This window comes from Streptomyces sp. KL109B (assembly GCF_030766935.1).
Lineage (GTDB): Bacteria > Actinomycetota > Actinomycetes > Streptomycetales > Streptomycetaceae > Streptomyces.
Genome location: NZ_JASERL010000006.1, coordinates 46,535 through 69,567, shown reverse-complemented (window position 1 = coordinate 69,567; position 23,033 = coordinate 46,535). Strand labels below are relative to the sequence as shown.

The window sequence follows — 23,033 nt, the reverse complement described above, 5'->3', positions numbered from 1 at the left end:
CTCCAGTCCTCTCGTGCTCTCCGGCGCGGTGGTGGCTCAGGGCAGGAAGCGTCCGCGCCCGCTGGCGAGGAACTCCGCGCGCAGCGCCGCCTTGTCCGCGTCGGTCATCGGGACGTACTCGGGCCGTCCGCGCCCTCGCCAGTGGAGGACGGGGTCGTCGACGCGCCATCCATCGGCCTGCATCTCCTTCTTGCGGAGCTTGCCGGAGCCGGTGGTCGGCAGGGCGTGCGAGACACGGACGTAGCGTGGCGTGCCCTTGGTGCCCAAGTCGGCCTGCCCGGTGAGAAATTCGGGGAGTTTCAGGCCCTCGAAGGTCCTGCCCTCGGGTATCTCGACGGCGGCCATGACCTGGTCGCCGGAGCGGGGGTCGGGGACACCGAAGACAGCGGCGGCGACGATGTCGGGGTGGCGGCGCAGCACGCGTTCGGTGAGCAGCGCGGAGGTGTTCTCGCCGTCGACGCGGATCCAGTCCCCCGCGCGGCCCGCGAAGTAGAAGTAGCCGGCCTCGTCGACGTATCCGAGGTCGCCGGTCCAGTACCAGCCGTGGTGGACGCGTTCGGCGTTGGCGGCGGCGTTCTTGTAGTAGCCCTCGAAGCGGGCGGCGCCCTCGGTGTCGACGAGTTCCCCGATGGCCTCCTCGGGGTTGCGGACCCGGCCGTGCGCGTCGAGGAGCGCGGGCGGGCAGGTGGCTCGGGTGTCGGCGTCGACGATCCATACGCCGTCGCGCGCGGGCACGCCGAGCGCGGTGGACGGCCCGTCGGGTACGCGTCTCAGCATGCCGGCGCCCTCGCTGGAGCCGTAGCCCTCGACGAGGCGGCAGCCGAAGCGGCGCAGGAACGCGGCCTGGTCCTCGGGGGACGCCTCCGTGCCGAAGGCGTGGGTGAGCCGGTTGTCGCCGTCGTCGGCGCGCTCGGGGCGGGCGAGGACGTAGGCGATGGCCTTGCCGACGTAGGTGAAGAAGGTGGCGCCGAAGTGCCGTACGTCCGGCAGGAATCCGGAGGCGGAGAACTTCGGGGTGAGGGCGACGGCGGCGCCCGCGGCGAGGGCGGGCGCCCACAGGGCCATCAGCGCGTTGCCGTGGAACAGCGGCATCGGGCAGTAGCACACGTCGTCGGCGCCGACCTCGTACTTGGCGGCGTTGGCGCGGCCGAGCGCGGCGAGCCGGCCCTGCGAGCAGATGGCCGCCTTGGAGGCGCCGGTGGTGCCGGAGGTGAACAGCAGCAACATGCGGGTGTCGGCCGTGACGGCCGGGTCGCGGGCGGGTTCGGCCGCGGTGTGCGCGGCCAGTGTCCCGGTGTACGCCGCCTCGTCCACGATCAGGTACCGCTCGCGCGGGACGCCGAGGTCGAGTCCTTCGAGGAGCTTGAGGCCCGCCCGGTCGGTGACGATCAACTGGCAGTCGGTGTGGCGTACTTCCTGCTCCAGGTAGCTGCCGCGCCTGGTCGGGTTGATGCCGACGACGGACGCGCCCGCGAGGGCGGCGCCGCCCAGCCAGAACACGTACTCCGGTGTGTTGTCGAGGAGTACGCCGATGTGGAACGGCCGGTCGGTGCGGCGCAGCGAGCGGGCGAGGGAGGCGCGGGCCGCGCTCTCGCGCACGGCCTGGTCCCAGGTCCAGTTCCGTTCGCGGGTGAGCAGGCCGGGGCGGTCGTCGCCGGTGCGGGCGAGCAGCAGGTCGGCGATGGTGGTGGCGTCGGGGGTGGTGTCGGGGGTCAACGTCGGCCCCCTCAACCGGTGATGGGCGAGGCACCGGGGGCGGTGCGCGCGCCGGGTGTCTCGACGAGTACGCAACGGGTGCCGCCGTAGATGGTGACGAAGCACTTGTTGCAGTGGATGCACAGGGACGGGGTGGCGGCGTCGGCCTCGATGCGGTTGATCAGGTCGGGTTCGCGCAGCAGGGCGCGGCCCATGGCGACGAACTGGAAGCCCTCGCGCATCGCGAGGTCCATGCTCGGCCGCCCGGTGATGCCGCCGAGGAGGATCAGCGGCATGTCGACGGCGGAGCGGATCTGGCGGGCCTGGTCGAGGAGGTAGGCGTCGGCGTACGGGTAGCTGTGCAGCACCTTCTTGCCGACGAGTTTGATGCCCGTCTTCATCGGCTCGGGCATGATCTGCGCGAACTCGTGCAGTGGCGCGTCGCCGCGGAACAGGTACATGGGGTTGAGCAGGGAGCTGCCGACGGTGAGTTCCAGGGCGTCGAGGCAGCCGTCGCTCTCCAGGAGGCGGGCGACGGGGATGGCCTCGTCGAGCCAGAAGCCGCCGGGGACGCCGTCGTCCATGTTGAGCTTGGCGATGACGGCGATCCGGTCGCCGACCGCGGCCCGCACGGCGTGCACGATCTCGCGCGCGAACCGGAACCGGTTCTCCAGGCTGCCGCCGTACTCGTCCTTGCGGTGGTTGACGCGCGGGCTGAGGAAGGAGCTGGCGAGGTAGTTGTGGCCCAAGTGGACCTCTACGCAGTCGAATCCCGCCTCGACGGCCATGGTGGCGGCGTCGGCGTGGTTGCGGACGATGCGCCCCAGGTCGCCGCGGGTCGCCTCCTTGGCGAAGCTGAGGGTCGTCTTGTGGAAGTGCCGGCTGGGCGAGAGCGCGGGCAGGCCGTTGGACTTCGGGTTGGCCACGGGCCCCGCGTGGCCGATCTGGGCGGAGACGGCGGCGCCTTCGGCGTGCACAGCGTCGGTCAGCTTGCGCAGTCCGGGCAGCGCCTCGGGCCGCCACAGGACCTGGTGCCGGTCGGTCCTGCCCTCGGGGGCCACCGCGCAGTAGGCGACGGTGGTCATGCCCACGCCCCCGGCCGCGTACCGGACGTGGAAGTCGATCAGGTCCTGGGTGACCAGGCTGTCGCGGCTCAGCCCTTCGTACGTGGCCGCCTTGACGATGCGGTTGCGCAGCGTGGTGGGGCCGAGTGTCGCGGGGGTCAGGACGTCCGGGGGTCCGGGCGGCTGGTGGTCGTGCGATGTCGTCTTCGTCATGGGGAACCTCCGTCCGCGCACCCGTCGTGGTGGCGGTCGTGACGCTATTGAGTGAGGGATGGGTGGGTGCGGGCCGTCCCGCTGACCGGGAGGCCGGGGCCTTTCAGCCGCCGGTTCGTCAGTCGAAGTTGGCCTGGCCGCCGTCGAGGGGCACGGTGGCGCCGGTGAGGTAGCGGGCGTCGGGGCCGCACAGCATCACCACGGCACGCCCGATGTCCGCCTCGCAGTCGCCGACGCGGCGCAGCGGAATGGCGGCGCGGAACGCCTCGGCCTCCTCGGGGCTGGACTCCGCCCAGCGCAGATATCCGGGGGACGCCGCGTGCGGGGCGATCGCGTTGACGCGGATGCCGTCGGGGCCCCATTCGTTGGCGGCGGTGCGGGTCAGGGAGCGTACGGCGGTCTTGGCGGCGGCGTAGGCGCCGTAGGTGCTCAGGTCCCAGCGGACCATGGCGGAGGTGACGAGGTTGATGATCACGCCGTCGCCGGTGCGCTTGAGGTGCGGATGGCAGGCCTTCATGAACGCGAAGGTGGCGAACGGGCCGCTGCGGAAGCCGCGTTGGAAGTCGGCGTCGCCGAGCGACAGCAGCGGGCCGTACGCGCCGTCGTAGGCGTTGTTGACGAGGACGTCGACGCGTCCGAGGCGGTCCGCGACGTCCTGGACCAGCCGCGGGATGTGTGCGGTGTCCGACACGTCGCAGGCGAACACCTCGGCCCGCGCGCCGCGTGCCCGCACCAGTTCGCGGGTCGCGTCGAGTTTCGCCGGGGTCCTGCCGAGGAGCGCGAGCGTCGCTCCGGCGTCGGCGAGGGCGAGGGCGATGCCCTGGCCCACGCCCTGGCCGGCTCCGGTGACGATCGCGACCTTGCCCTGGAGGTGTGTCACGTTGTGCCTCTTCTCCTGTCGGCTGCGGCCGACCATGCTCAAGGGGCACGGGCGGCAACCGGGGCGCCGGTCCCGGTGACTGGGAACCGCGCTGCCCGCCGCGGGCGCCCGGAGAACGATGGCGCGCACATCACACACTCCGGCGAGAGGGAGGCGCATGAGCGCGACGGCGGATCACGGGAAACCTGTGCCGGAGACGGTGCCGGAGGTCCTACGGCGGCTGACCGGCCCCGGTGGTGCCTTCGAACTGGTTCGGGAGGACGTGCTGGGCGCCCGGATCCAGGTCTTCGCACACCGGAAGAAGTCCCTGGCCGATGTGGTGGCCGAGTCCGTGCGGCACGGCGAGCGCGACTACATCGTCACCGAGGACGAACGAATCTCGTTCGCCGAGCACGCACGCCAAGTGGCTTCCCTGGCACGGGTGTTGGCGGAGGATTACGGCGTCGGCAAGGGCGACCGGGTGGCGCTCCTCGCGGCGAACAGCCCCGGCTGGGTCGTCGCGTTCTGGGCGACGGTCTCGCTCGGCGCCGTCGCCGTCGGCTACAACGCCTGGTGGACGGCGTCCGAGATCGACTACGGCCTCGGGCACACCCGGCCCAAGGTGGTGCTCGCCGACGCAAAGCGGGCCGCACTGGTGGACGGCTCGCGGGTGCCGCTGCTGACGTTCGAGAAGGACGTCCCCGAGCTGGTGCGTCGGCACCCCGACGCGTCGCCGCCACGGCCGGAGGTCGACGAGGACGACCCGGCCGTCATCATGTACACGAGCGGTACGTCGGGCCGCCCCAAGGGAGTGGTGCACACCCACCGCAACCTGCTGGCCGTCATCGACTACCTGTGCCTCAACCACGCGCTGGCCGCCGAGTTGGGCGACCCCCTCGACCCCCGGGACCGGCGGCACCTGCTCGCGCTGCCCCTCTTCCACATCGCGTCCCTGCACAACCTCGCCGTGCCGCGCCTCGTGGACGGCGGCACGGTCGTCATGCACCAGGGCCGCTTCGAGGCCGACCGGGTGCTGCGGCTCATCGAACGGGAACGGGTCACCAACTGGGGCGCGGTGCCGACCATGGCGCACCGCATCGTCGAGCACGGCGGCCTCGGCGGCTACGACCTGTCGTCCCTGACGTCCTTCTCGCTGGCCTCGGCCCCGTCGTCGCCCGCCTTTCACGAACGGCTGCGCGCCGTGCTGCCGGTGGCGCGGGACGCGCTGGCCAACAGCTACGGGCTCACCGAGTCCTGCACCGGCGCCGCGGTGGCCACCCCGGCCGATCTCGCCGTGGCGCCGGACAGCCTGGGACGCCCCGTGGTCGCGGTCGAGCTGGAGGTGCGCGACCCGGTGGGCCGGGCGCTGCCCGAGGGGCAGGAGGGCGAGATCTGTCTGCGCAGCCCGTACGTGATGCTCGGCTACTGGGAGGACCAGGAGGCCACCGACCGGGCCATCAGAGCGGACCGCTGGCTGCACACCGGTGACATCGGGATGCTGGAGGACGGCAGGCTGCGCCTCACCAGCCGGCGCTCGGACCTGATCCTGCGCGGCGGCGAGAACGTGTACCCGGCGGAGATCGAGGGTGTGTTGGCCGAGTGCCCGGGAGTGCGCGAGTGCCTGGTCGTCGGCGTGCCCCACCCGGACCTGGGACAGGAGGTGGCGGCGGTCGTCGTCACGGACGCGGACGCCGCCCTCAGCGAGGGGTTCCTGACGGCCTACGTACGCGAACGCCTGGCGTACTACAAGGTGCCGTCGCGGTGGCGGATCACCTCGCAGGACCTGCCGCGCAACGCGACGGGGAAGGTCGTACGCCGCGACGTACGCGTCTGACCGGCAGGCACCCCACCAACAGCGGGCCCCGGGACGGAGGTTCACTCCGGCCCGGGGCCCGCTCGGTGTCGCTCGGTGTCGCTCGGTGTCGCTGGATGTCTCCGTGGCTCAGGCGGGGCGGGGCACCTCTTTGGCGATGAACAGGCCCTCCACCGTCACGCACGCGCGGCCACCCGCCGCGATGGACCCTTCGGTGCGGATCTTCCTGCCGTCCACGGACACCTGCCGCCCGGTGACGGTGAGGGGCTCGAAGAGCGGGGTGGGCCGCAGGTAGCGCAGGGTGAGTTCGGCGGTCATCCCGGACAGGCCCGCCCAGTGGTTGGCCACGCCGAGGGTGTGGTCGAGCAGCAGCGCCGAGACGCCGCCGTGCACGCAGCGCGGCGGCCCCTGGTAGGCGAGGCCGAGGGTGCTGACACCCTGCACGGAGCCGTCGTCCTGACCGGTGAGGTGCAGCGGCGGCGCGATCGCGTTCTCCGGTCCTGTGACGGGGTCGTGCCGGGTGACACCGCTGCCCTGCCACATGGTGACGAGGCGTTCGTCGAGGCCGGGGGCCCGCTCGGTCAACTGGTCGGCGAGGCCGTCGAGTTGCTTCGCCACGTCCGCCATGTCGACGTCGGTGTCGTCGCCGGCCCGGAGCAGGGCGTCGATCAGCCTGCGGGCGGCGGCGGTCGCCGCGTCGACACCCTCTTCGTGGGCGGCGGCGACGAGTCTGTCCGGTCGCGGAACGGGCTCGGAGGGTACGGGGACGGGGTGGCAGTCGGCGGTCATCCGGTGATCCTCGCGGTGGCGTGGGTGAGTACGGGCGCGTCGTCGCGGTCCGGGCAGGTGGCGTGCAGCAGGAGCCGGTCGTCCCCTTCGCGCCAGAGGGCGGTGCGGAGGGTCTCGCCGGGGAAGAGGACGCCCGCGAACCGTACGGACAGCTCCGTCAAGCGGCCCGCGGCGCCGTCGAGGAGGCCGCCGACGAGGGCCTTGGCGACGAGTCCGTAGGAGGCGAGGCCGTGCAGGACGGGCCGCTCGAATCCGGCGGCCTCGGCGAACCCGGGGTCGGCGTGCAGCGGGTTGAGGTCTCCGTTGAGCCGGTAGAGCAGGGCCTGTTGGGGGGTGGTGGGGGTGTCGAGTACGGCGTCGGGGGCGCGGTCGGGCGCGTGCCACTCGGTGCGTGGCGCGGGCTCGGAGCCGAAGCCGCCCGCGCCGTGCGCCCAGATCCGCATGCGGCTCGTCCACAGCGGCTCGCCGTCCGGGCCCGTGGCGGCGGTCTCCCGCACGATGACGGCCGCCCTGCCCTTGTCCCAGAGTTCGACGACGCGGGAGGAGAGGGTGGCCGTGCCGGACGCCGGAAGGGGGCGGTGGACGGTCAGGTCCTGCCCGGCGTGCAGGATGCGGCGCAAGTCGATCTCGATGCCCGGGAGTTCGAAGGCCGGGTCCGAGTCACGGCCCGAGGAGATGCCCGTACCCGCGACCATCGCGAAGGTGGGCAGCACGTTCAGGCCGCGCTGGTACGACTCGTAGGTGAGGCCGAGTTCCGGCCCCACGGCGGCGTCGGCGCCCGCTCCGAGGCTGAGGTGGTAGAGGAGCACGTCCCGGGTCGTCCAGGAGATCTCCTCGACGGTGGGCGGCGCGCCGAGTGCCTTGTCACGGTCGATCGTCATGCGCGGTCCTTCCCCTCGGAAGCCCTGGCGGCGGGTGCGGATGCGGGGGCGGGTACCGGGGCGGGGTCGCGCGGCAGGCCCAGGATGCGTTCCCCGATGATGTTCAGCTGGACCTCGGTGGTGCCTCCCGCGATGGACATGCAGCGGGAGTTGAGGAACCACCAGGTGGCGTCCTGACGGGGCCCTTCGCCGGAGAGTGCGGCGTCGCCGAGCCACTCCATGGCGGTCTCCCACACCTCTTGGAGGTGTTCCACGCCTGCCAGTTTGGCGATGCTGGCCTCGGCGCCGGGCTGCTGCCCGGAGACCGTGCGCAGGGTGGCGCGCAGGCCGAGGAGGCCGCCCGCCTGGGCGTCGCAGAGGATGGCGCCGAGGGTGGTGAGCCGTTCGTCGTCCATGTCGTCGGGGGCCGCCGCCGCGAGTTCAAGGAGTGCCTCGCCGCCCGAGCCGAGCGAGGAGTCGTGGGAGAGGGCGACGCGTTCGTTGGCGAGGGTGGTGCGGCTGAGCCGCCAGCCGTCGCCGGGCGCGCCGACGAGCAGCTCATCGGGGACGAACACGTCGTCGAGGAACACCTCGTTGAACTCGGCCTCGCCGGTGATCTGCCGCAGCGGCCGGATGTCGATGCCGGGGCTGTCCATGTCGAGGAGGAAGTACGAGAGCCCCTTGTGCTTGGGCGCCTCGGGGTCGGTGCGGGCGAGCAGGATGCCCCAGTCGGAGTCGTGGGCCCCGGAGGTCCACACCTTCTGCCCGGTGATCCGCCAGCCGCCGTCGGCGCGGACCGCGCGAGTGGAAAGGCCCGCCAGGTCGGATCCCGCGCCGGGCTCGCTGAACAGCTGGCACCACTTGATCTCGCCGCGCAGGCTGGGCCGCAGGAACCGCTCGCGCTGCGTGTCGTCGCCGTGGGCCACGAGGGTGGGCACCACCCAGCCGCCGATGATCATGTCGACGGGCTTGAGGCCCGCCGCGCGCAGCTCCTCGGCGATGACGAGTTGGGTGACGGCGTCGGCGCCCTTGCCCCAGGGGGCGGGCAGATGCGGGGCGGTGTAGCCGTGGTCGGCGAGGAAGCGGGGGCGTTCGGCGGCGGTCAGGTCGGTGGCCGAGGCGAGTTCGGCGCGGATCTCCTCGCGTACGGACGCGGCGGAGGGCGGCAGTTCGACGCCGAGCCGGCGGCGGGCGCCGTCGAGGGTGAGCCGGGCGACGCGGCGCCGCCACCGCGCGGCGGAGCCGAGCGCGATGCGCAGGGTCTGGGCCCGGCGCAGGTAGAGGTGGGCGTCGTGCTCCCAGGTGAAGCCGATGCCGCCGAGTACCTGGATGCAGTCCTTGGCGGCGGCGAAGCCCGCGTCGACTCCGGTGGCCGCGGCGACGGCGGCGGCGAGCGCGGCCTCGCCGGGGTCTTCGACGGCGCCGGGCTCGGCGGCGCGGGCCGCGTCCCAGGCGCAGGCGCGTGCCTGTTCGGCCTGCGCGAGCATCCGGGCGCAGCGGTGCTTGACGCCCTGGAACTGTCCGATGGGGCGGCCGAACTGCTCGCGTACGCGCGCGTAGTCGGCGGCGGTGGTGACGGCCCAGTCCGCGATGCCGGAGGCCTCCGCGGCGAACAGGGTGGCGGCCAGGTCGAGCGGCAGCCGCGCGTCGACGGTGAGGATGTCGACGGCCGGTACCGACACTGCCGTCGCCGATACCGTGGACGAGCGGCGGGTCAGGTCGTGGCTGCGCTGGTGGGCCGTCTCCACGGCGGCGCGCGGTACGACGACCCACGTGGTGGTGTCAGCGTCCGTGGCGGGCAGGACGAAGAGGTCGGCGGTGTGCCCGCCGATGACCGGTCCGCACTCTCCGGACAGCGCGGCCGTGCCGTCGTCGCGGCGGGTCAGGGTGAGGGTGCCGGGGCGCAGTCCGACGGCGCCGACGACGGTGCCGTCGGCGAGGCCCGGCAGGTATTTGTGGTGGCAGGACCGGTGCAGGACGGCCGCGGCGAGGGTGGTCGGCAGGAAGGGCCCGGGGGCCACGGCCCGCCCCAACTCCTCTACGACAACGGCCAGTTCCACGATTCCGTAGCCCGCTCCCCCGGCCTGCTCCGGCAGGTGCAGGCCGAGCAGGCCCTGGTCGGCGAGGGCCCGCCAGTACGGCGGGAGCGTCGTGTCGTCCTCGGCGTCGACCGCCTTGCGCAGGACGTCCGCTGTGATGTGCCGGCCGGTGAAGGCGCGTACGGAGTCCCGCAGATCGCGGTGCTCCTCGGTGAGGCCGATGGTCATGGTGTTCTCAGATCCGTTCGATGATGGTCGCCGTCGAGTGCGCGCCTCCGGCGCACATGGTGATCAGCGCGGTGGACTTGTCGGCGCGCTCCATCTCGTACAGCGCCTGGGTGATCAGCCGGGCGCCGGTGGAGCCGACGGCGTGGCCGAGGGCGATGGCACCGCCGTTGACGTTGACCTTGTCCATGTCGGCCTTGTGGACCTGCGCCCACGACAACACCACAGAGGCGAAGGCCTCGTTGATCTCGACGAGGTCGATGTCGTCGAGGGTCATCCCGGCCTTGTCGAGGACCTCGCGGGTCGCTTCGACGGGGCCGTCGAGGTGGTAGTAGGGGTCGGAGCCGACCATGGTGGAGGCGACGACGCGGGCGCGGCCGCGCAGTCCGAGGCTTTCGGCGCGCTCCTTGCCCATCAGCAGGACGGCGGCGGCGCCGTCGCTGATCTGGGAGGAGTTGCCGGCGGTGTGGATGCCGTCGGGGACGACGGGCTTGAGCCCCGCGAGCCCTTCGGCGGTGGTGTCCCGCAGTCCCTGGTCCCGGGAGACGACGGTACGTTCACCGGTCGGGCCCTCCGCCCCCATCACCGGGGCGTCGATGTCGAGGACCTGACCCGCGAACCGGCCTTCGGCCCAGGCGCGGGCGGCCTTCTTCTGCGAGGCGAGCCCGAGGGCGTCGGCGTCGGCGCGGGTGATGCCGCGCTTGCGGGCGATGCGCTCGGCGGCGGTGAACTGGTCCGGCATGTCGAGCGACCAGTCCGCGGGCACGGGCGTTCCGGTGTCCGGGGTCTGCGCCCGGCCGAGGAAGACCCGGCTCATCGACTCCACGCCGCAGCCGATGCCGACGTCGATGGTGCCCGCGGCGATCAGCCCGTGGATCAGGTGCACGGCCTGCTGCGAGGAGCCGCAGGCGCAGTCGATCGAGGTGCAGGCGGTGGAGTACGGGAGACCGCTGTGCAGCCAGGCGTTGCGGGTCACGTTGTTGGACTGCTCACCGGCCTGGGTGACGCAGCCGCCGACGACCTGCTCGACCACGTCGGGCGCGAGGCCCGCCTTCGCCAACAGGCCCTGCTGCGCCTGGCCGAGGAGTTCGGCCGGGTGCAGACCGGACAGGACTCCGCGCCGCCGGCCGACCGGCGTGCGCGCGGCTTCGACTATGACTGCCTCGGCCATGGTTCTCCGTAGGTGTGAGGCGGCCCGTGGGGGCGGGCCGCGAGGGTGTGGTCGCGTACACCTACAGAACTAGAATTCATTCTGAAAGAAAGCAAGAGAGCGTCCCACTCAGTGGAGAGCGGCGGGGGACCGTCAGATGTGGGAGCCGCCGTCGGCCCGGATCTCCGCGCCCGTGAGGTAACCGGCGTCCGGGGACGCGGCGAAGGCGATGACGCCCGCGAGTTGTTCCGGGTCGCCCGCTCCGAACGGCGCGCGGATGCGCCGGTAGTAGCTGGTGTCGAGGTCCGCGGGGAGCATGTCGGGCCGGGCGGTCAGCGGCGTGGCGACGGTGCCCGGCGACACCGGCACGACCCGGACGCGGCGGTGCGCCACCTCGGCCGCCAGGGACAGCGAGAACGCCAGCACCGCCCCCTTGGTGGCCGAGTAGGCGCTCATGAACGGGTTCCCGTGCGTCGCGGACGACGAGGCCACATTGACGATCACGCCGCTGCCGTCGGGCAGGTGGCGCAGCGCCTCGCGGCAGCACACCGCCGTGCCGACGACGTTGACCGAGAACAGATACCGCAGGTCGTCGACGGTGAGCCGGTCGATGGGTGTGGTGCGGTGCACGCCCGCCACATTGACCAGGACGTCGATGCCGCCCAACTCCTCGGCGGCGCGCGCCACGGCGGCCACGACGGCGCCCTCGTCGGACACGTCGGCGGCGTGGGTGCGGATCCGCCCCGCGCTGCCCGGCGGGAGGCGGTCGGCGGTCTCCCGCAGGCCGTCCGCGGACAGGTCGACGGCGAACACGGCGGCGCCCTCCGAGGCGAGCCGCAGCGCGGTGGCGCGGCCGATGCCGGAGGCGGCGCCGGTGAGCAGGACGGCGGTGCCTTCGAAACGGTTCATGCGCTGCCCTTCATGGCGGCGGCCCGCCTCCGTCGGTGACCGGCGTCGTGGCCGGAGTCATGATGTCTCGGGCGGCGCGGCGAACGCGGCGAGCGGTTCGGAGCCCGACCAGTCGTGGCCCCAGTAGCTGTCGGCGGTGATCTCCTCGGCGGTGTAGTGGGCCTCGTCGACGAGCATGCCGTCGGTGCCGTACTCCAGGTCCCAACCGCCCGGCGCCCGTACGTAGAAGGAGACCATCTTGTCGTTGGTGTGCCGGCCGAGCGTGGAAGACAGCGGGAAGCCGAGGCGGCCGACGTTGTCGAGGGCGCGGCCGACCGCGTCCAGGGTGTCGACCTCGACCATGAGGTGCACCATGCCGGGGGCCTCGCCGTGCGGCGCCGGGCACAGGGCGAGGCTGTGGTGGCGCTGGTTGACCCCCATGAAGCGGACGCGGCGCGGCGGGGCGTCCGGCGTCTGGACGCTCAACTTGACGGCGCCGCGCGGCAGAAAGCCGAGGACCTCCGTGTAGAAGGCGACCGTCTCGTCCATGCGGGTCGTCGGCAGGACGACGTGGCCCATGCCCTGGGCGCCTGTGACGAAGCGCTGGCCGAGCCCGGTGAGGACGGGGCTGTGGTCGAGGACGGGCCCGAAGAACACCTCGACGCGGACGCCCGCCGGGTCCTCGAAGGCGATGGCACCCTCCACCCGCAGGGCGTCCGCCTCCTGCCACGTCAGCTCCTTGACCGCCGTGCCGGACGCCTCGACGGCGCGGGCGACCTCGGCCAGCGCGAACTGGTCGCGCACCTCCCAGCCGACGGCCTCCGCGCGGTCGGTGTCACCGGGGAGGACGACGAGCCGGGCCTCGCGCTCGTCCATCCTGAGGTAGAGGCCGTCCGGGTCGGGCCCGGCCCCCTCGGCGAACCCGAGCGCGTCCACGGCGAGTTGGCGCCAGCGGGCGACGTCGCGGGTGCGGACCCGGAGGTATCCGAGTCCTCGGATGTGCGTCATGTGTCTCCTCCCACTCATTCCTGTTGTGGTCCAGCCGGAGCCGGGGCCGGGATCAGATCATCGAGCGCATCGGGCCCTGCGGCGGCTCCACGCCGATCTGCGTCAGCGCCGCGACGTGGAAGACCGCGCCCGTCACATGGATGGCGTGGGCGAGGCCGGTGTGGGCGTCGCGCCAGAAGCGCTGGATGGGGTTGTTCATGCGCATGGCGTTGCCGCCGGAGCGGGCCACGATCTCGTCGACGGCGCGGACGGCCCGCCAGGCGGCGCGGGCCTGGGTGCGGCGGCCGACGGCCCGCCGGTCGAAGTCGATCCGCTCGCCGGCCGCGACCTTGTCGTACAGGCCGCTGATGTTGTCCAGCAGGGCGGCGCGGGACGCGGCGATCTCGGCGGCGGCCTCACTGACCGCGTACAGCACGTACGGGTCGTCGCGGACGGCGGTGCCGGTGATCTGGACCCGGTCGCGCTGGTACGCGAGGTGGTGGGCGAGAGCGCCCTCGCAGATGCCGATGACGGAGGCGGTGATGCCGAGGGGGAAGGCGGCCGAGAACGGCAGCCGGTACGTCGGGTTGGTGAGTCCGGCCTCCTCGGCGAGGCTGCCGTCGACCACCTTCGCGTACTCGATGACCCGGTGGGCGGGTACGAAGGCGTCCTTGACGACGACGTCCTTGCTGCCGGTGCCGCGCAGGCCGACGACGTCCCAGGAGTCGTCGACGATCTCGTAGTCGGAGCGCGGCAGGATCACATGCACGGACCGCGGCGGGTTCAGCCGCTCGCCGCTCTCGTCGGCGAGGAAGGCGCCGAGGAAGATCCAGTCGCAGTGGTCGGTGCCGGAGGAGAACTGCCAGTGGCCGTTGAAGACATGGCCGCCGTCGACGGGCCGCAGCAGACCCATCGGCGCGTACGGGGAGGCGATCCAGGTGTCGGGGTCCTCGCCCCAGATCTCCTCCTGCACCCGAGGGTCGGCCATCGCCATCTCCCACGGGTGGACGCCGACGACCCCGGTGACCCACCCGGTCGAGCCGTCGCAGGCGGCGATCTCCATGACGGTCTCGGCGAACTCCCTTGGATGCAGTTCGAGTCCGCCGTACTTCTTCGGCTGGAGCATCCGGATCGCCCCGGTCTCCCGCAGCACCTTGGCCGTCTGGTCGTCGAGCCGGCCGAGCGATTCGTTGGCGGGTCCCAGGGCGCGGATCTCCTCCGCGCGTTCGACGACGGCGTCGAGTACCGGATTGGGCATGGCTGTGCTCACTTCCCCACGGGCAGCGGCCCGTTCGTGTCCTTCGCCGTACGCGCCCTCTGTGCGAGCCCGGCGGCGATCTCGATGAGTTGGTCCTCCTGGCCGCCGACGAGCCCCCGCCGTCCGGCCTCCAGGAGGAGTTCGGTGCCGGAGACCCCGTACTTGGCGGCCTGCCGACCCGCGTGCGCGAGGAAGCTGGAGTAGACGCCCGCGTAACCCATGGTCAACGACATCCGGTCGAGCAGCCGGTCGCCGCCCATGACGGGCAGGACGACGTCCTCGGCGGCGTCGATGATCTTCGTGATGTCGATGCCGGTACGGACGCCGAGCTTCTCGGCGACGGCCGCGAACGCCTCGACGGGGGTGTTGCCCGCCCCGGCCCCGAACCGGCGCACGGACCCGTCGATCTGCAAGGCACCGGCCCGTACGGCGGCGACGGAGTTGGCGACGCCGATCCCCAGGTTCTCGTGCCCGTGGAAGCCGACCTGGGCGTCCTCGCCGAGTTCGGCGACGAGCGCGGCGACGCGGTCCCCGACGCCTTCGAGAATCAGCGCGCCCGCCGAGTCCACGACGTACACGCACTGGCAGCCCGCGTCGGCCATGATCCGGGCCTGCCGGGCGAGGGCCTCGGGCGGACTGCTGTGCGCCATCATCAGGAACCCGACGGTTTCCAGGCCGAGTTCGCGGGCCAGACCGAAGTGCTGAGCGGCGATGTCGGCCTCGGTGCAGTGGGTGGCGATGCGGCAGATCGCGGCGCCGTTGTCGGCGGCCTCGCGAATGTCGTCCTGGATGCCCAGCCCCGGCAGCATCAGGAACGCGATCCGCGCCCGCCGTGCGGTCCGCACCGCCTCCTTGATGAGTTCCTGCTCCGGGGTGTGGCTGAACCCGTAGTTGAACGAGGATCCGCCGAGGCCGTCGCCGTGGGCGACCTCGATGACGGGGACCCCGGCGTCGTCGAGCGCGCCGACGACGGACCGCACCTCCGCCACGGTGAACTGGTGCTGCTTGGCGTGCGAGCCGTCCCGTAGCGAGGAGTCGGTGACGCGGATGTCGAGGTCTGCGCTGAAGGGCATGACGGGGGACTCCTTGGTCGTGGAGGGGTGGGTCAGGCCGCGGCGCGCCGGGCGGTGATCCGCCGGGCGAAGCCCTCGCCGACCTTGGTGGCGGCGGCGGTCATGATGTCGAGGTTCCCGGAGTACGGCGGCAGGAAGTCGCCCGCGCCCTCGACCTCCAGGAAGATCGCGACCCGGGCGAGGCCGCCGCTGACGGTGTCCGGGTCGTCGAACTGCGGCTCGGCGCGCAGCCGGTAGCCGGGCACGTACGAGGCGACCTGGGACACCACGTCATGGACGGACGCGGTGATGGCCGCGCGGTCGGCGTCGGCGGGGACGGCGCAGAAGACGGTGTCCTGCATCAGCATGGGTGGCTCGGCCGGGTTGAGGATGATGATGGCCTTGCCGCGCGCGGCGCCGCCGATGGTCTCGATGCCGCGGCCCGTGGCGAGGGTGAACTCGTCGATGTTGGCGCGGGTTCCGGGCCCTGCCGAGGGCGAGGCGACGCTGGCCACGATCTCGGCGTACGCGACCTCGGTGACGCGGGAGACGGCGTGCACCATCGGGATGGTGGCCTGTCCGCCGCAGGTGATCAGGCTGACGTTGGGGGCGTCCAGGTGGGCGCCGAGGTTGACGGCGGGGACGACGGCCGGGCCGAGGGCGGCGGGCGTCAAGTCGATGGCCTGGATGCCGAGTTCGGCGTACTTGGGGGCGTTGGCGCGGTGCACGTGGGCCGAGGTCGCCTCGAAGACGAGGTCGGGCCGGACGTCCTCGGCGAGGAGGGGGTCGACGCCGTCGGCGCTCGCCACCAGGCCCTCCTCGGCGGCGCGCTTGAGACCCGGGCTCTGTTCGTCGACGCCGATCATCCAGCGTGGCTCGATCGTCTCGGACCGGAGCAGTTTGTACATCAGGTCGGTTCCGATGTTCCCGGAGCCGACGATGGCGGCGGTCGCCTTCGGCGCGGTAGTCACGGTGGTCGCGGTGGTCGCGGTGGTCGCGGTGGTCACGGGTTCGAACCTCATCCGTCGTAAGTGATCCTGATGCGCTCGCTGATCGGGAGCGCCTGGCAGGCCAGTACGTATCCGTCGGCGACGTCGCGCGCTTCGAGCACCTCGTTGCGTTCCATCGACACCTCGCCCTCGACGAGCAGACAGGTGCAGGCGCTGCAGTTGCCCTCGCGGCAGGAGTACGGGGCGTCGAGTCCGCCGGCGAGGAGTACGTCGAGGAGCTTGCGGTCGCCCGGCCACGCGAGCGTTTTGGTGTCTCCGTCGAGCGCCACCTCGACCTCGGCCACCCGCCCCGGCGCCTCGTCCTCCGAGAGTGTCTCCGGGACGACGGCGAAGGGGTCCCCGGTCAGCGAGGTGAACCGCTCGACGCGCACCCGGTCCTCCGGCACACCCATGTCGGCGAGGGCGGTGGTGGCCAGTGCCATGAAGGGGCCGGGTCCGCACACGAACGTCTGCCGTCCGGCGTACGGACCGGCGAGGGCGCGCAGGGCGGGCGCGGTGGGCAGTCCCCGCACCGACTCCAGCCAGTGCAGCACGGTGAGCCGGTCGCCGAACTCCTTGGCGAGCGCGACGAGTTCGCTGCGGAAGATGACCGAGTGCTCGTCGCGGTTGGCGTAGACGAGGGCGACGTTTCCGGTGCCCGCGTGCAGGCAGGACTTCAGGATCGACATCACCGGCGTGATGCCGCTGCCCGCCGCGAGGAGGAGGACGTCCGTGTCGAGTGTGTCGGGGGTGAACGTCCCCGCCGGGCGCAGGACTTCGAGGGTGTCACCCTCGACGACGTGGTCGCAGATCCAGTTGGAGCCGTAGCCGTTCGCCGTGCGCTTCACGGTGATCTTCAACTTGTCGTCGCGGTGCGGGGAGCTGCACAGCGAGTAGCAGCGGGCGGCTCCCCCGGCGCGCTCCGTGGGCACGCGGACGGTGAGGAACTGGCCCGGCCGGTAGCCGAGTCGCTCCTTGGGCGCGTCGACGGGTTCGAGGACGAGCGAGTGCGCGTCGGCGGTCTCGCGGACCACTTCGACGACCCGGACCGAGAGGCGGGTGCCGCTCACCGGGCGGCACCGGCGTGCCGTGCGGCGATGTAGCCGAAGACCATGGACGGGCCGATGGTGGCTCCGGGGCCCGCGTACTCGTTGGCCATGACGGACGCGGACGTGTTGCCGGTCGCGTACAGGCCGTCGATGGGGCCGCCGTCCTCGCGCAGCACCCGGCCGTGCTCGTCGCAGACAAGGCCGCCCTTCGTGCCGAGGTCTCCGACGTCGAGGCGGACGGCGTAGAAGGGGGCCTTGTCGATGACGTCGAGGTTCGGGTTGGGCAGGGTGGGGTCGCCGTAGTAGCGGTCGTAGGCGCTGTCGCCGCGGCCGAAGTCGGCGTCCTTTCCGGTGCGGGCGAAGCCGTTGAACCGCTCGACGGTGGCGGCGAGTTCGCGCTCCGGTACGTCGATGGCGCGGGCCAGCTCGGCGATGGTGGCGGCCTGGTGGACGATCCCGGCGTCGTAGAAACCGCGGGGGAAGGGCATGCCGGGCAGCACCTGGGCGAACGGGTAGCGGGCGCGGGCCTTGGCGTCCATCACGAACCAGGCCGGGACGTGCTTCCCGGCGAGTTGGTCGTGGACGAAGTTCGTGTACGGGGACGACTCGTTGGTGAATCGCTTGCCGTGCGCGGAGACGATCACGGAGGGCGGGATGCAGCGCTCGGACACGAGGGGGATCGTCGCGCCCTTGGGGTGGCGTACGGACGGCATCCACCAGGCGTCGTCCATGAAGTCGACCGCCGCGCCGAGTTCGAGCCCGGCGCGGATCCCGTCGCCGACGTTCTCCTGCGCGCCCGCGCTGTAGTCCTGGGTTCCGCCGTCGGGCAGGTACTGCTCACGCATCCGCTGGTTGTGGTCGAAGCCGCCGGCGGCGAGCAGCACGCCGAGCCGGGCTCCGACGCGTACGGTCTTGCCGTCGCGCGTGGCGACGATGCCGGTGACCCGGCCGTCGTCGTCGGTGACGAGCGAGGTCATCGGGGTGCGCAGCCACAGCGGTACGTCCGCGTCCTTGAGAGCCATGCGCATGCGGGCCACCAGGGCGCGTCCGCCGGTGGACATGTGCCGGCGGCGCACCACGTTGGAGGAGACCCGCCAGGCTGCGACGACGGAGGCCCAGCGGCCGCGCCAGGTCCGCTTCACCATCGCCAGGTCGTGGTAGTCCTTGCCGGTGACCCACAGGCCGAGGGGGCCCTTGAGGCTGTTGGGCCGCTGGTACTTCTCGTCCTCGCGGAGCTTGCGGGTGTCGAAGGGGACGGCCTCGACCGAGCGGCCCTCGGGGCGTCCGCCCTCGTACTCGGGGTGGTAGTCGGAGTAGCCCTTGGTCCAGGTGAAGCGCATCCACTTGCTGCGGCACAGCAGTTCCATGGCGGCGGGGCCCTCGTCGACGTAGGCGTCGAGGCGGGCGGCCGGGACGCGGCCCTCGGTGAGCAGGTCGAGGTAGCGGCGGACGGACTCGCGGCTGTCGTCGTGGCCCTTGGCGCGCAGCACGGGGTTGTTGGGGATCCAGATGCCGCCGCCGGAGATGCCGGTGGTGCCTCCGTACATGGCGCCCTTCTCGACCACGACGGTGGACAGTCCGGCGTCGACGGCGGTCAGCGCGGCGGTCATGCCACCGCCGCCGCTGCCGACGACGACGAAGTCGAACTCGTGGTCCCAGGCCGGGGCAGGGGTGGGCGCGGGGGCAGGGGTGGGGGAAGGCGCGGCGGTCATGCCGACTCCTTGCGGGTCAGGAAGGCCAGTACGACGCTCTCCCAGGCCGCCTTCTGCTCGATCATCACCCAGTGACCGCAGTCGGGGAACACGTGCAGTTCGACGTCGGGGATGGTGCGCATCGGCACGATGGACATGTCGACGGGGCTCACCCGGTCGTCGCGGCCCCAGGTGATGAGGGTCTTCGCCCTGAGCCGGTGCAGCATCGCCCAGTACGGCGGCTGGTCGGAGGAGGCGGCGGCGCTCGCGCGGGCGGCGAAGGCGGAACTCCCGTACATGGCGCGGGCGTTGGCGAGGGCCTGCGGGGCGTTGGCCAACTCCCAGCGTTCCTCGATGAGTTCGTCGGTGACGAGGCTCGGGTCGTGCACCATGGAGCGCAGCCAGCGGACCAGGCCCTCGCGGGAGGGGTGGTCGGTGAACTCGGTCAGCAGCCTGATGCCCTCGCCGGGGCCTGGGCTGTACAGGTTGCGGCCGATGCCGCCGATGGTGACGAGCCTGCGGATCCGTTCGGGGTGGCGCAGCGCGTACTGGGTGCCGACGATGCCGCCCATGGAGTTGCCGATGACGTCGACCTGGTCGAGGCCGAGGGCGTCGAGGAAGCGGCCGAGGCTGTCCGGAGCCGTGACCATGGGGTGGCCTTCGACGGGGTCGCTGACGCCGAATCCGGGCAGCTCCAGGACGAGGCAGCGGAAGTGCTCGGCGAAGGTGGCGAGGTTGCCGCGGTAGTTGCGCCAGCCGGTGACGCCGGGGCCCGATCCGTGCAGCAGCACGAGGGGCGGCCCGTCACCGGCCTCGTGGTACCTCAATACGCCCTGGTCGGTGGCGAGTTCACGCGCGGTGGACTCGCGGCTCAGCTCCGTCATGGCTCCCGCTTTCGCCGTCCTGTGTCGCCGTCCTGTGTGGCCGTCCCGTGTGGCCGTTCTGTGGTCGACGCCGGGAACGTAACCGGGGCCGAAGGGCGGGACGGGGGAAGTCCCGATCAGCGGGACGTGCGGGTGGTGACCACCGGGACGCCGCCGGGAGCCCGGCCACCCCGGAACGGGTTCCACTCATCGGGAGCGGCGCTCTGCGCCGTCCGGCCCGGGCCTAGCTTCGGTCTCCGCTCGCCCACCGCGCACGACACCGCGACGTCCCCCTTGAGGTGAACACGATGAGAACGCAGTCGCCCGCAACGCCCGAGGCACCCAGGGCGCCCGGCGCGTCCGAGGCACCCGTGACAGCCGGGGCACCTGGCGGCGCCGCGCCCACGCCGGCCGAAATGCGCCGGGCCATGGGGGTGTTCGCGACCGGGGTGACCGTGGTGACCGGCCTCGACCCGCAAGGCGATCCGGTCGGTTTCGCCTGCCAGTCCTTCGCGTCCGTCTCGCTCGATCCGCCGCTGGTCCTCTTCTGCGCCGACCACCGCGGCCGGGCCTGGCCACGCATCAGGGACACGGGCCGGTTCTGCGTCAACGTCCTGGCCGAGGAGCAGTCCGGGCTGTGCGAACGCTTCGGCTCCAGCAGGGGCGCGAAGTTCGAGGGGCTCGGCTGGGACCTCTCGCGCTGGGGAACACCCGCGCTGCGCGGCGTGCTGATGCGCGCGCACGCGGAGGTGGTCGACGTGCGCGCGACCGGCGACCACGACGTGGTGATCGGCCGGGTCCTGGGCCTGGAGACGGAGGACGGGCGACGGCCGATGCTGTTCTTCCGCGGCCACTTCGGCGTCGAGGCCGAAGCACCCGCGCACCCCAACCCCCCTGCGGGGCCCTTCACTTGGGGCATGGGCGACCTCTGGGGGTAACACGTCAGAGCCAGTCGCCGTCCTGCCCTGCCGCGAGCAGCCGGTCCATGGTCTGCGCCGACCAGGTGTCCGCCCGGTCGGCGGCCACGGTCCTCGCCTTGCCGTGCCGGTCGTTGCCGTCCAGGCAGGGGAACAGCTCCCGCGAGACCTGCCTGGCGGCGTCGACCACGAGCGGCGCCACCTTCTCCAGCGGAGTGCGCGGCTCCCCGGCCAGCGAGATCGCCGCCACCGGCCCCTCCGGTCCACGCACGGCCGCCGCCACGCAGGCGACGCCGGGGAAGAACTCGCCGTGCTCGAAGGCAAGGCCGCGGCGCCGCCTGATCCGGTGCAGCTCCTGATGCAGCGTCGGCAGGTCGGCGATGGTGCGGTGGGTGATCTTGCCCAGGGTGTCGCCGAGCCTGGACTCGACGTCCTCCGGCTCCAGCCAGGCCAGCATCGCCTTGCCGAGCGCCGTGGCGGGCGCCGGGGCCCGGCCGCCGACCCAGGAGGGGACCGCGGCGGCGAACCGTCCGCCGGCCTTGTCGAGGTACAGCACCTGCCCTTCGTCGAGCACGGCGAGGTGCACGACAAGACCGGTACGGATCTGCAGCTGGTGCAGCCGCCCGGCGGCGACGGCGCGGATCTCGGCATGGGCGCCGTCGCCACCGCCGAGCCCCAGCGCGCGACGGCCGAGCCCGTAGCCGACGTGGGTGTGCTCCAACCAGCGCAGCCGTACGAGCTGTTCGAGGATGCGGTGGGCCGTGGAGCGCGGCAGGTGGGTGCGGCGGGCCACGTCCTCCAGGGACAGCCGCGTGGTGCGTCCGGTGAACGCGTCCATGATCAGCGTCATCCGCTCGACCATCGACGGCGGCAGCTCCTTGCGAGCGGGCGTGTCCCCACGAGCGGGCGCGCCCCCACGAGCGGGCGCGTCCACAGCAGCCACGTCGTTGACAACCGTCATGGGGCACCTCCAGTTCTTTCTGAAATGAATTCTACTTTTGGAAGCTAGCAGTGCGCACGACGGGGAGGAAGAGGTCTGCACGGGATTCCACCGCCGTCCCTCCGCGCACACCTGCCCCGGCCTCCCGATCAGCGGGATCCGCCCGCCCCCATGTCCCGCTCCTGCGTTACGAATCGCCTCGACAGACAGCACGCACGGCGCCGACGGAACGAGGAGAGAGTCCATGCGGATCGGGATCACAACGCCCGTGGTGGTGCGGCTGCCGGGCGCCGCCTCGCCCTGGGAGGCGGACGCGGGCATCGACGAGCTGAGCCTGATCGCGCGCACCGCCGACCGGCTCGGCTTCCACCACCTCACGTGCAGCGAACACGTGGCGGTCCCCGTCGACGTCGCCCGTGAACGCGGCGGCACGTACTGGGACCCGGTGGCCACGCTCGGCCATCTGTCCGCGGTGACCAGCCGCATCCGGCTGACCACCCAGGTGCTCGTGCTCGGCTACCACCACCCGCTCCAGATCGCCAAGCGCTACGGCACCCTGGACCGGCTCAGCGGCGGACGCGTCACGCTCGGGCTCGGAGTCGGCAGCCTCGCCGGGGAATTCGAGCTGCTCGGCGCCGAGTTCACCGGCCGCGGGGCACGCGCCGACGACGCCCTGCGGGCCCTGCGCGCCGCGCTGTCCCGGCGAGTGCCGGAGTACCACGGGGAGCACTACTCGTTCGCGGACTTCGTCGTCGAACCGCACGCCGTCCAGGAGCCGGTCCCGCTGTGGGTCGGCGGCCGGACGCCGCGCTCGCTGCGCCGGGCCGTGTCGCTCGCGGACGGCTGGGTGCCGTTCGGCCTCGCGCCCGACCGGCTCCGCGGGATGCTCGCCGGGACCGAACTCCCGAACGGCTTCGAGGTCGTCCTCGCGCCCGGCCGCCCCCTCGACCCCGGCGGGGCACCGAAGGACACGGCCGCCGCCCTGACCCGGCTGCGCGACGCGGGGGCCACGCTGCTGTCCGCCTCCGTCTCGGCACGGTCGGCAGAGCACTACTGCGAGCAACTCGAAGCCCTCCACGCCCTGGCCGCCGAGCTCTGATCGCCCCCCAATCCTCAGCCCTCGCTACACCCCTCAACCCGACCGAAGGGAACGCCCGTTGAGCCCGACCACCGACCAGCGCCTGGAGTACCTGGAACGGCGGCTGTCCCGCCTGGAGGACGAGGCCGCCATCACGTCGCTGATCCTCTCCTACGGTCCGCTGGTCGACAGCGGGCAGGCCGAGGCCGTGGCCGCACTGTGGGAGGAGGACGGCGTCTACGACGTCGACGAACTGCTGATGACCGGACGTACGGAGATCGAGGCCATGGTCCGCTCCCCCAACCACCAACGGTGGATCGGCCGGGGCTGCGCCCATGTCGTGGGCGCGCCGCGGGTGCGGGTGGACGGCGACGAGGCCGTGGCCGTCTGCTACACCACCATGATCGTCCGTGACCCGGAGGCGGACGCCTTCGTGCTGCGCCGGGCCACGGCGAACCACTGGCGGCTGCGCCGGGGCCCCGACGGCTGGCGCGTGACCGTCCGCACGAACCGCGTCCTGGACGGCCGCGCCGAGTCACCTGAGCTGCTGGCCTCCGGTGTGGCGGACGACGGGGCGACGCAGGAGGCATGAACCACCGCCCCGCATAACATCC

20 protein-coding genes are annotated in these 23,033 nt (G+C 72.4%); 4 read left to right on the top strand and 16 right to left on the bottom strand.

Translation table 11 applies throughout. From position 1 onward, the window contains the following. Positions 1-36 precede the first annotated feature (36 nt). The 3 genes from RBJ65_RS21230 to RBJ65_RS21220 form a co-directional block, all read right to left on the bottom strand. Entirely contained in the window at positions 37-1,716 is a 1,680-nt protein-coding gene (locus tag RBJ65_RS21230; RefSeq protein ID WP_306316915.1) for an AMP-binding protein, read from the bottom strand. 11 nt (positions 1,717-1,727) lie between these two features. After that, positions 1,728-2,972, bottom strand: coding sequence for an NADH:flavin oxidoreductase (locus RBJ65_RS21225; RefSeq protein ID WP_306316916.1), 1,245 nt, complete (start codon positions 2,970-2,972; stop codon positions 1,728-1,730). 118 nt (positions 2,973-3,090) lie between these two features. Beyond that, entirely contained in the window at positions 3,091-3,852 is a 762-nt protein-coding gene (locus RBJ65_RS21220; RefSeq protein WP_306316917.1) for an SDR family NAD(P)-dependent oxidoreductase, read from the bottom strand. A gap of 157 nt (positions 3,853-4,009) precedes the next feature. On the opposite strand from RBJ65_RS21220, the gene RBJ65_RS21215 reads away from it, so the two are divergent. Further along, positions 4,010-5,665 (top strand): class I adenylate-forming enzyme family protein, encoded by a 1,656-nt coding sequence (locus tag RBJ65_RS21215; RefSeq protein WP_306316918.1) that lies wholly within the window; start codon positions 4,010-4,012, stop codon positions 5,663-5,665. Between the two features lie 108 nt (positions 5,666-5,773). Here RBJ65_RS21215 and RBJ65_RS21210 read toward each other — a convergent pair whose 3' ends face one another. From RBJ65_RS21210 to RBJ65_RS21155, 12 genes are all read right to left on the bottom strand, one after another. Then, positions 5,774-6,433: a PaaI family thioesterase gene (locus RBJ65_RS21210; protein WP_306316919.1), complete on the bottom strand. Its 660-nt coding sequence runs from the start codon at positions 6,431-6,433 to the stop codon at positions 5,774-5,776. After that, a complete protein-coding gene (locus RBJ65_RS21205) occupies positions 6,430-7,314 on the bottom strand; it encodes a MaoC/PaaZ C-terminal domain-containing protein (RefSeq protein ID WP_306316920.1) in 885 nt (294 codons plus the stop codon). The genes RBJ65_RS21210 and RBJ65_RS21205 overlap by 4 nt, the downstream gene beginning before the upstream one ends. After that, complete coding sequence (locus tag RBJ65_RS21200; RefSeq protein WP_306316921.1) at positions 7,311-9,560, bottom strand: acyl-CoA dehydrogenase; 2,250 nt, start codon at positions 9,558-9,560, stop codon at positions 7,311-7,313. The genes RBJ65_RS21205 and RBJ65_RS21200 overlap by 4 nt, the downstream gene beginning before the upstream one ends. Before the next feature lie 7 nt (positions 9,561-9,567). Next, the gene (locus tag RBJ65_RS21195; RefSeq protein WP_306316922.1) at positions 9,568-10,728 is read right to left on the bottom strand and encodes a steroid 3-ketoacyl-CoA thiolase; all 1,161 of its coding nucleotides are present in this window, start codon (positions 10,726-10,728) and stop codon (positions 9,568-9,570) included. Positions 10,729-10,860: 132 nt separating this feature from the next. Then, positions 10,861-11,616, bottom strand: coding sequence for an SDR family NAD(P)-dependent oxidoreductase (locus RBJ65_RS21190; protein ID WP_306316923.1), 756 nt, complete (start codon positions 11,614-11,616; stop codon positions 10,861-10,863). A gap of 57 nt (positions 11,617-11,673) precedes the next feature. After that, positions 11,674-12,603 (bottom strand): VOC family protein, encoded by a 930-nt coding sequence (locus RBJ65_RS21185; protein ID WP_306316924.1) that lies wholly within the window; start codon positions 12,601-12,603, stop codon positions 11,674-11,676. 52 nt (positions 12,604-12,655) lie between these two features. Then, complete coding sequence (locus RBJ65_RS21180; RefSeq protein WP_306316925.1) at positions 12,656-13,840, bottom strand: acyl-CoA dehydrogenase family protein; 1,185 nt, start codon at positions 13,838-13,840, stop codon at positions 12,656-12,658. A gap of 8 nt (positions 13,841-13,848) precedes the next feature. After that, positions 13,849-14,913, bottom strand: a complete 1,065-nt coding sequence (gene dmpG, locus RBJ65_RS21175; RefSeq protein WP_306316926.1) for a 4-hydroxy-2-oxovalerate aldolase — start codon at positions 14,911-14,913, stop codon at positions 13,849-13,851. A 32-nt stretch (positions 14,914-14,945) separates the two neighbouring features. Then, the gene (locus tag RBJ65_RS21170) at positions 14,946-15,863 is read right to left on the bottom strand and encodes an acetaldehyde dehydrogenase (acetylating) (protein WP_306317155.1); all 918 of its coding nucleotides are present in this window, start codon (positions 15,861-15,863) and stop codon (positions 14,946-14,948) included. Positions 15,864-15,910: 47 nt separating this feature from the next. Beyond that, positions 15,911-16,951 carry a ferredoxin--NADP reductase gene (locus tag RBJ65_RS21165; protein ID WP_306316927.1) on the bottom strand — a complete coding sequence of 347 codons (1,041 nt, stop codon included), beginning with the start codon at positions 16,949-16,951 and terminating at the stop codon, positions 15,911-15,913. After that, positions 16,948-18,642, bottom strand: coding sequence for an FAD-binding protein (locus RBJ65_RS21160; RefSeq protein ID WP_306316928.1), 1,695 nt, complete (start codon positions 18,640-18,642; stop codon positions 16,948-16,950). Before RBJ65_RS21160 ends, RBJ65_RS21165 begins: the two co-directional genes overlap by 4 nt. After that, the gene (locus RBJ65_RS21155; protein WP_306316929.1) at positions 18,639-19,505 is read right to left on the bottom strand and encodes an alpha/beta fold hydrolase; all 867 of its coding nucleotides are present in this window, start codon (positions 19,503-19,505) and stop codon (positions 18,639-18,641) included. The genes RBJ65_RS21160 and RBJ65_RS21155 overlap by 4 nt, the downstream gene beginning before the upstream one ends. A gap of 287 nt (positions 19,506-19,792) precedes the next feature. Here RBJ65_RS21155 and RBJ65_RS21150 point away from each other — a divergent pair, with 287 nt between their 5' ends. Then, positions 19,793-20,422 carry a flavin reductase family protein gene (locus RBJ65_RS21150; protein WP_306332161.1) on the top strand — a complete coding sequence of 210 codons (630 nt, stop codon included), beginning with the start codon at positions 19,793-19,795 and terminating at the stop codon, positions 20,420-20,422. A 4-nt stretch (positions 20,423-20,426) separates the two neighbouring features. Here RBJ65_RS21150 and RBJ65_RS21145 read toward each other — a convergent pair whose 3' ends face one another. Next, on the bottom strand, positions 20,427-21,263 hold the full coding sequence (locus RBJ65_RS21145) for an IclR family transcriptional regulator (RefSeq protein WP_306317156.1): 837 nt from the start codon (positions 21,261-21,263) through the stop codon (positions 20,427-20,429). Positions 21,264-21,585: 322 nt separating this feature from the next. On the opposite strand from RBJ65_RS21145, the gene RBJ65_RS21140 reads away from it, so the two are divergent. Both RBJ65_RS21140 and RBJ65_RS21135 read left to right on the top strand, forming a co-directional pair. Beyond that, positions 21,586-22,440 carry an LLM class F420-dependent oxidoreductase gene (locus RBJ65_RS21140; RefSeq protein WP_306316931.1) on the top strand — a complete coding sequence of 285 codons (855 nt, stop codon included), beginning with the start codon at positions 21,586-21,588 and terminating at the stop codon, positions 22,438-22,440. Between the two features lie 58 nt (positions 22,441-22,498). After that, entirely contained in the window at positions 22,499-23,011 is a 513-nt protein-coding gene (locus RBJ65_RS21135; protein WP_306316932.1) for a nuclear transport factor 2 family protein, read from the top strand. Positions 23,012-23,033 lie beyond the last annotated feature (22 nt).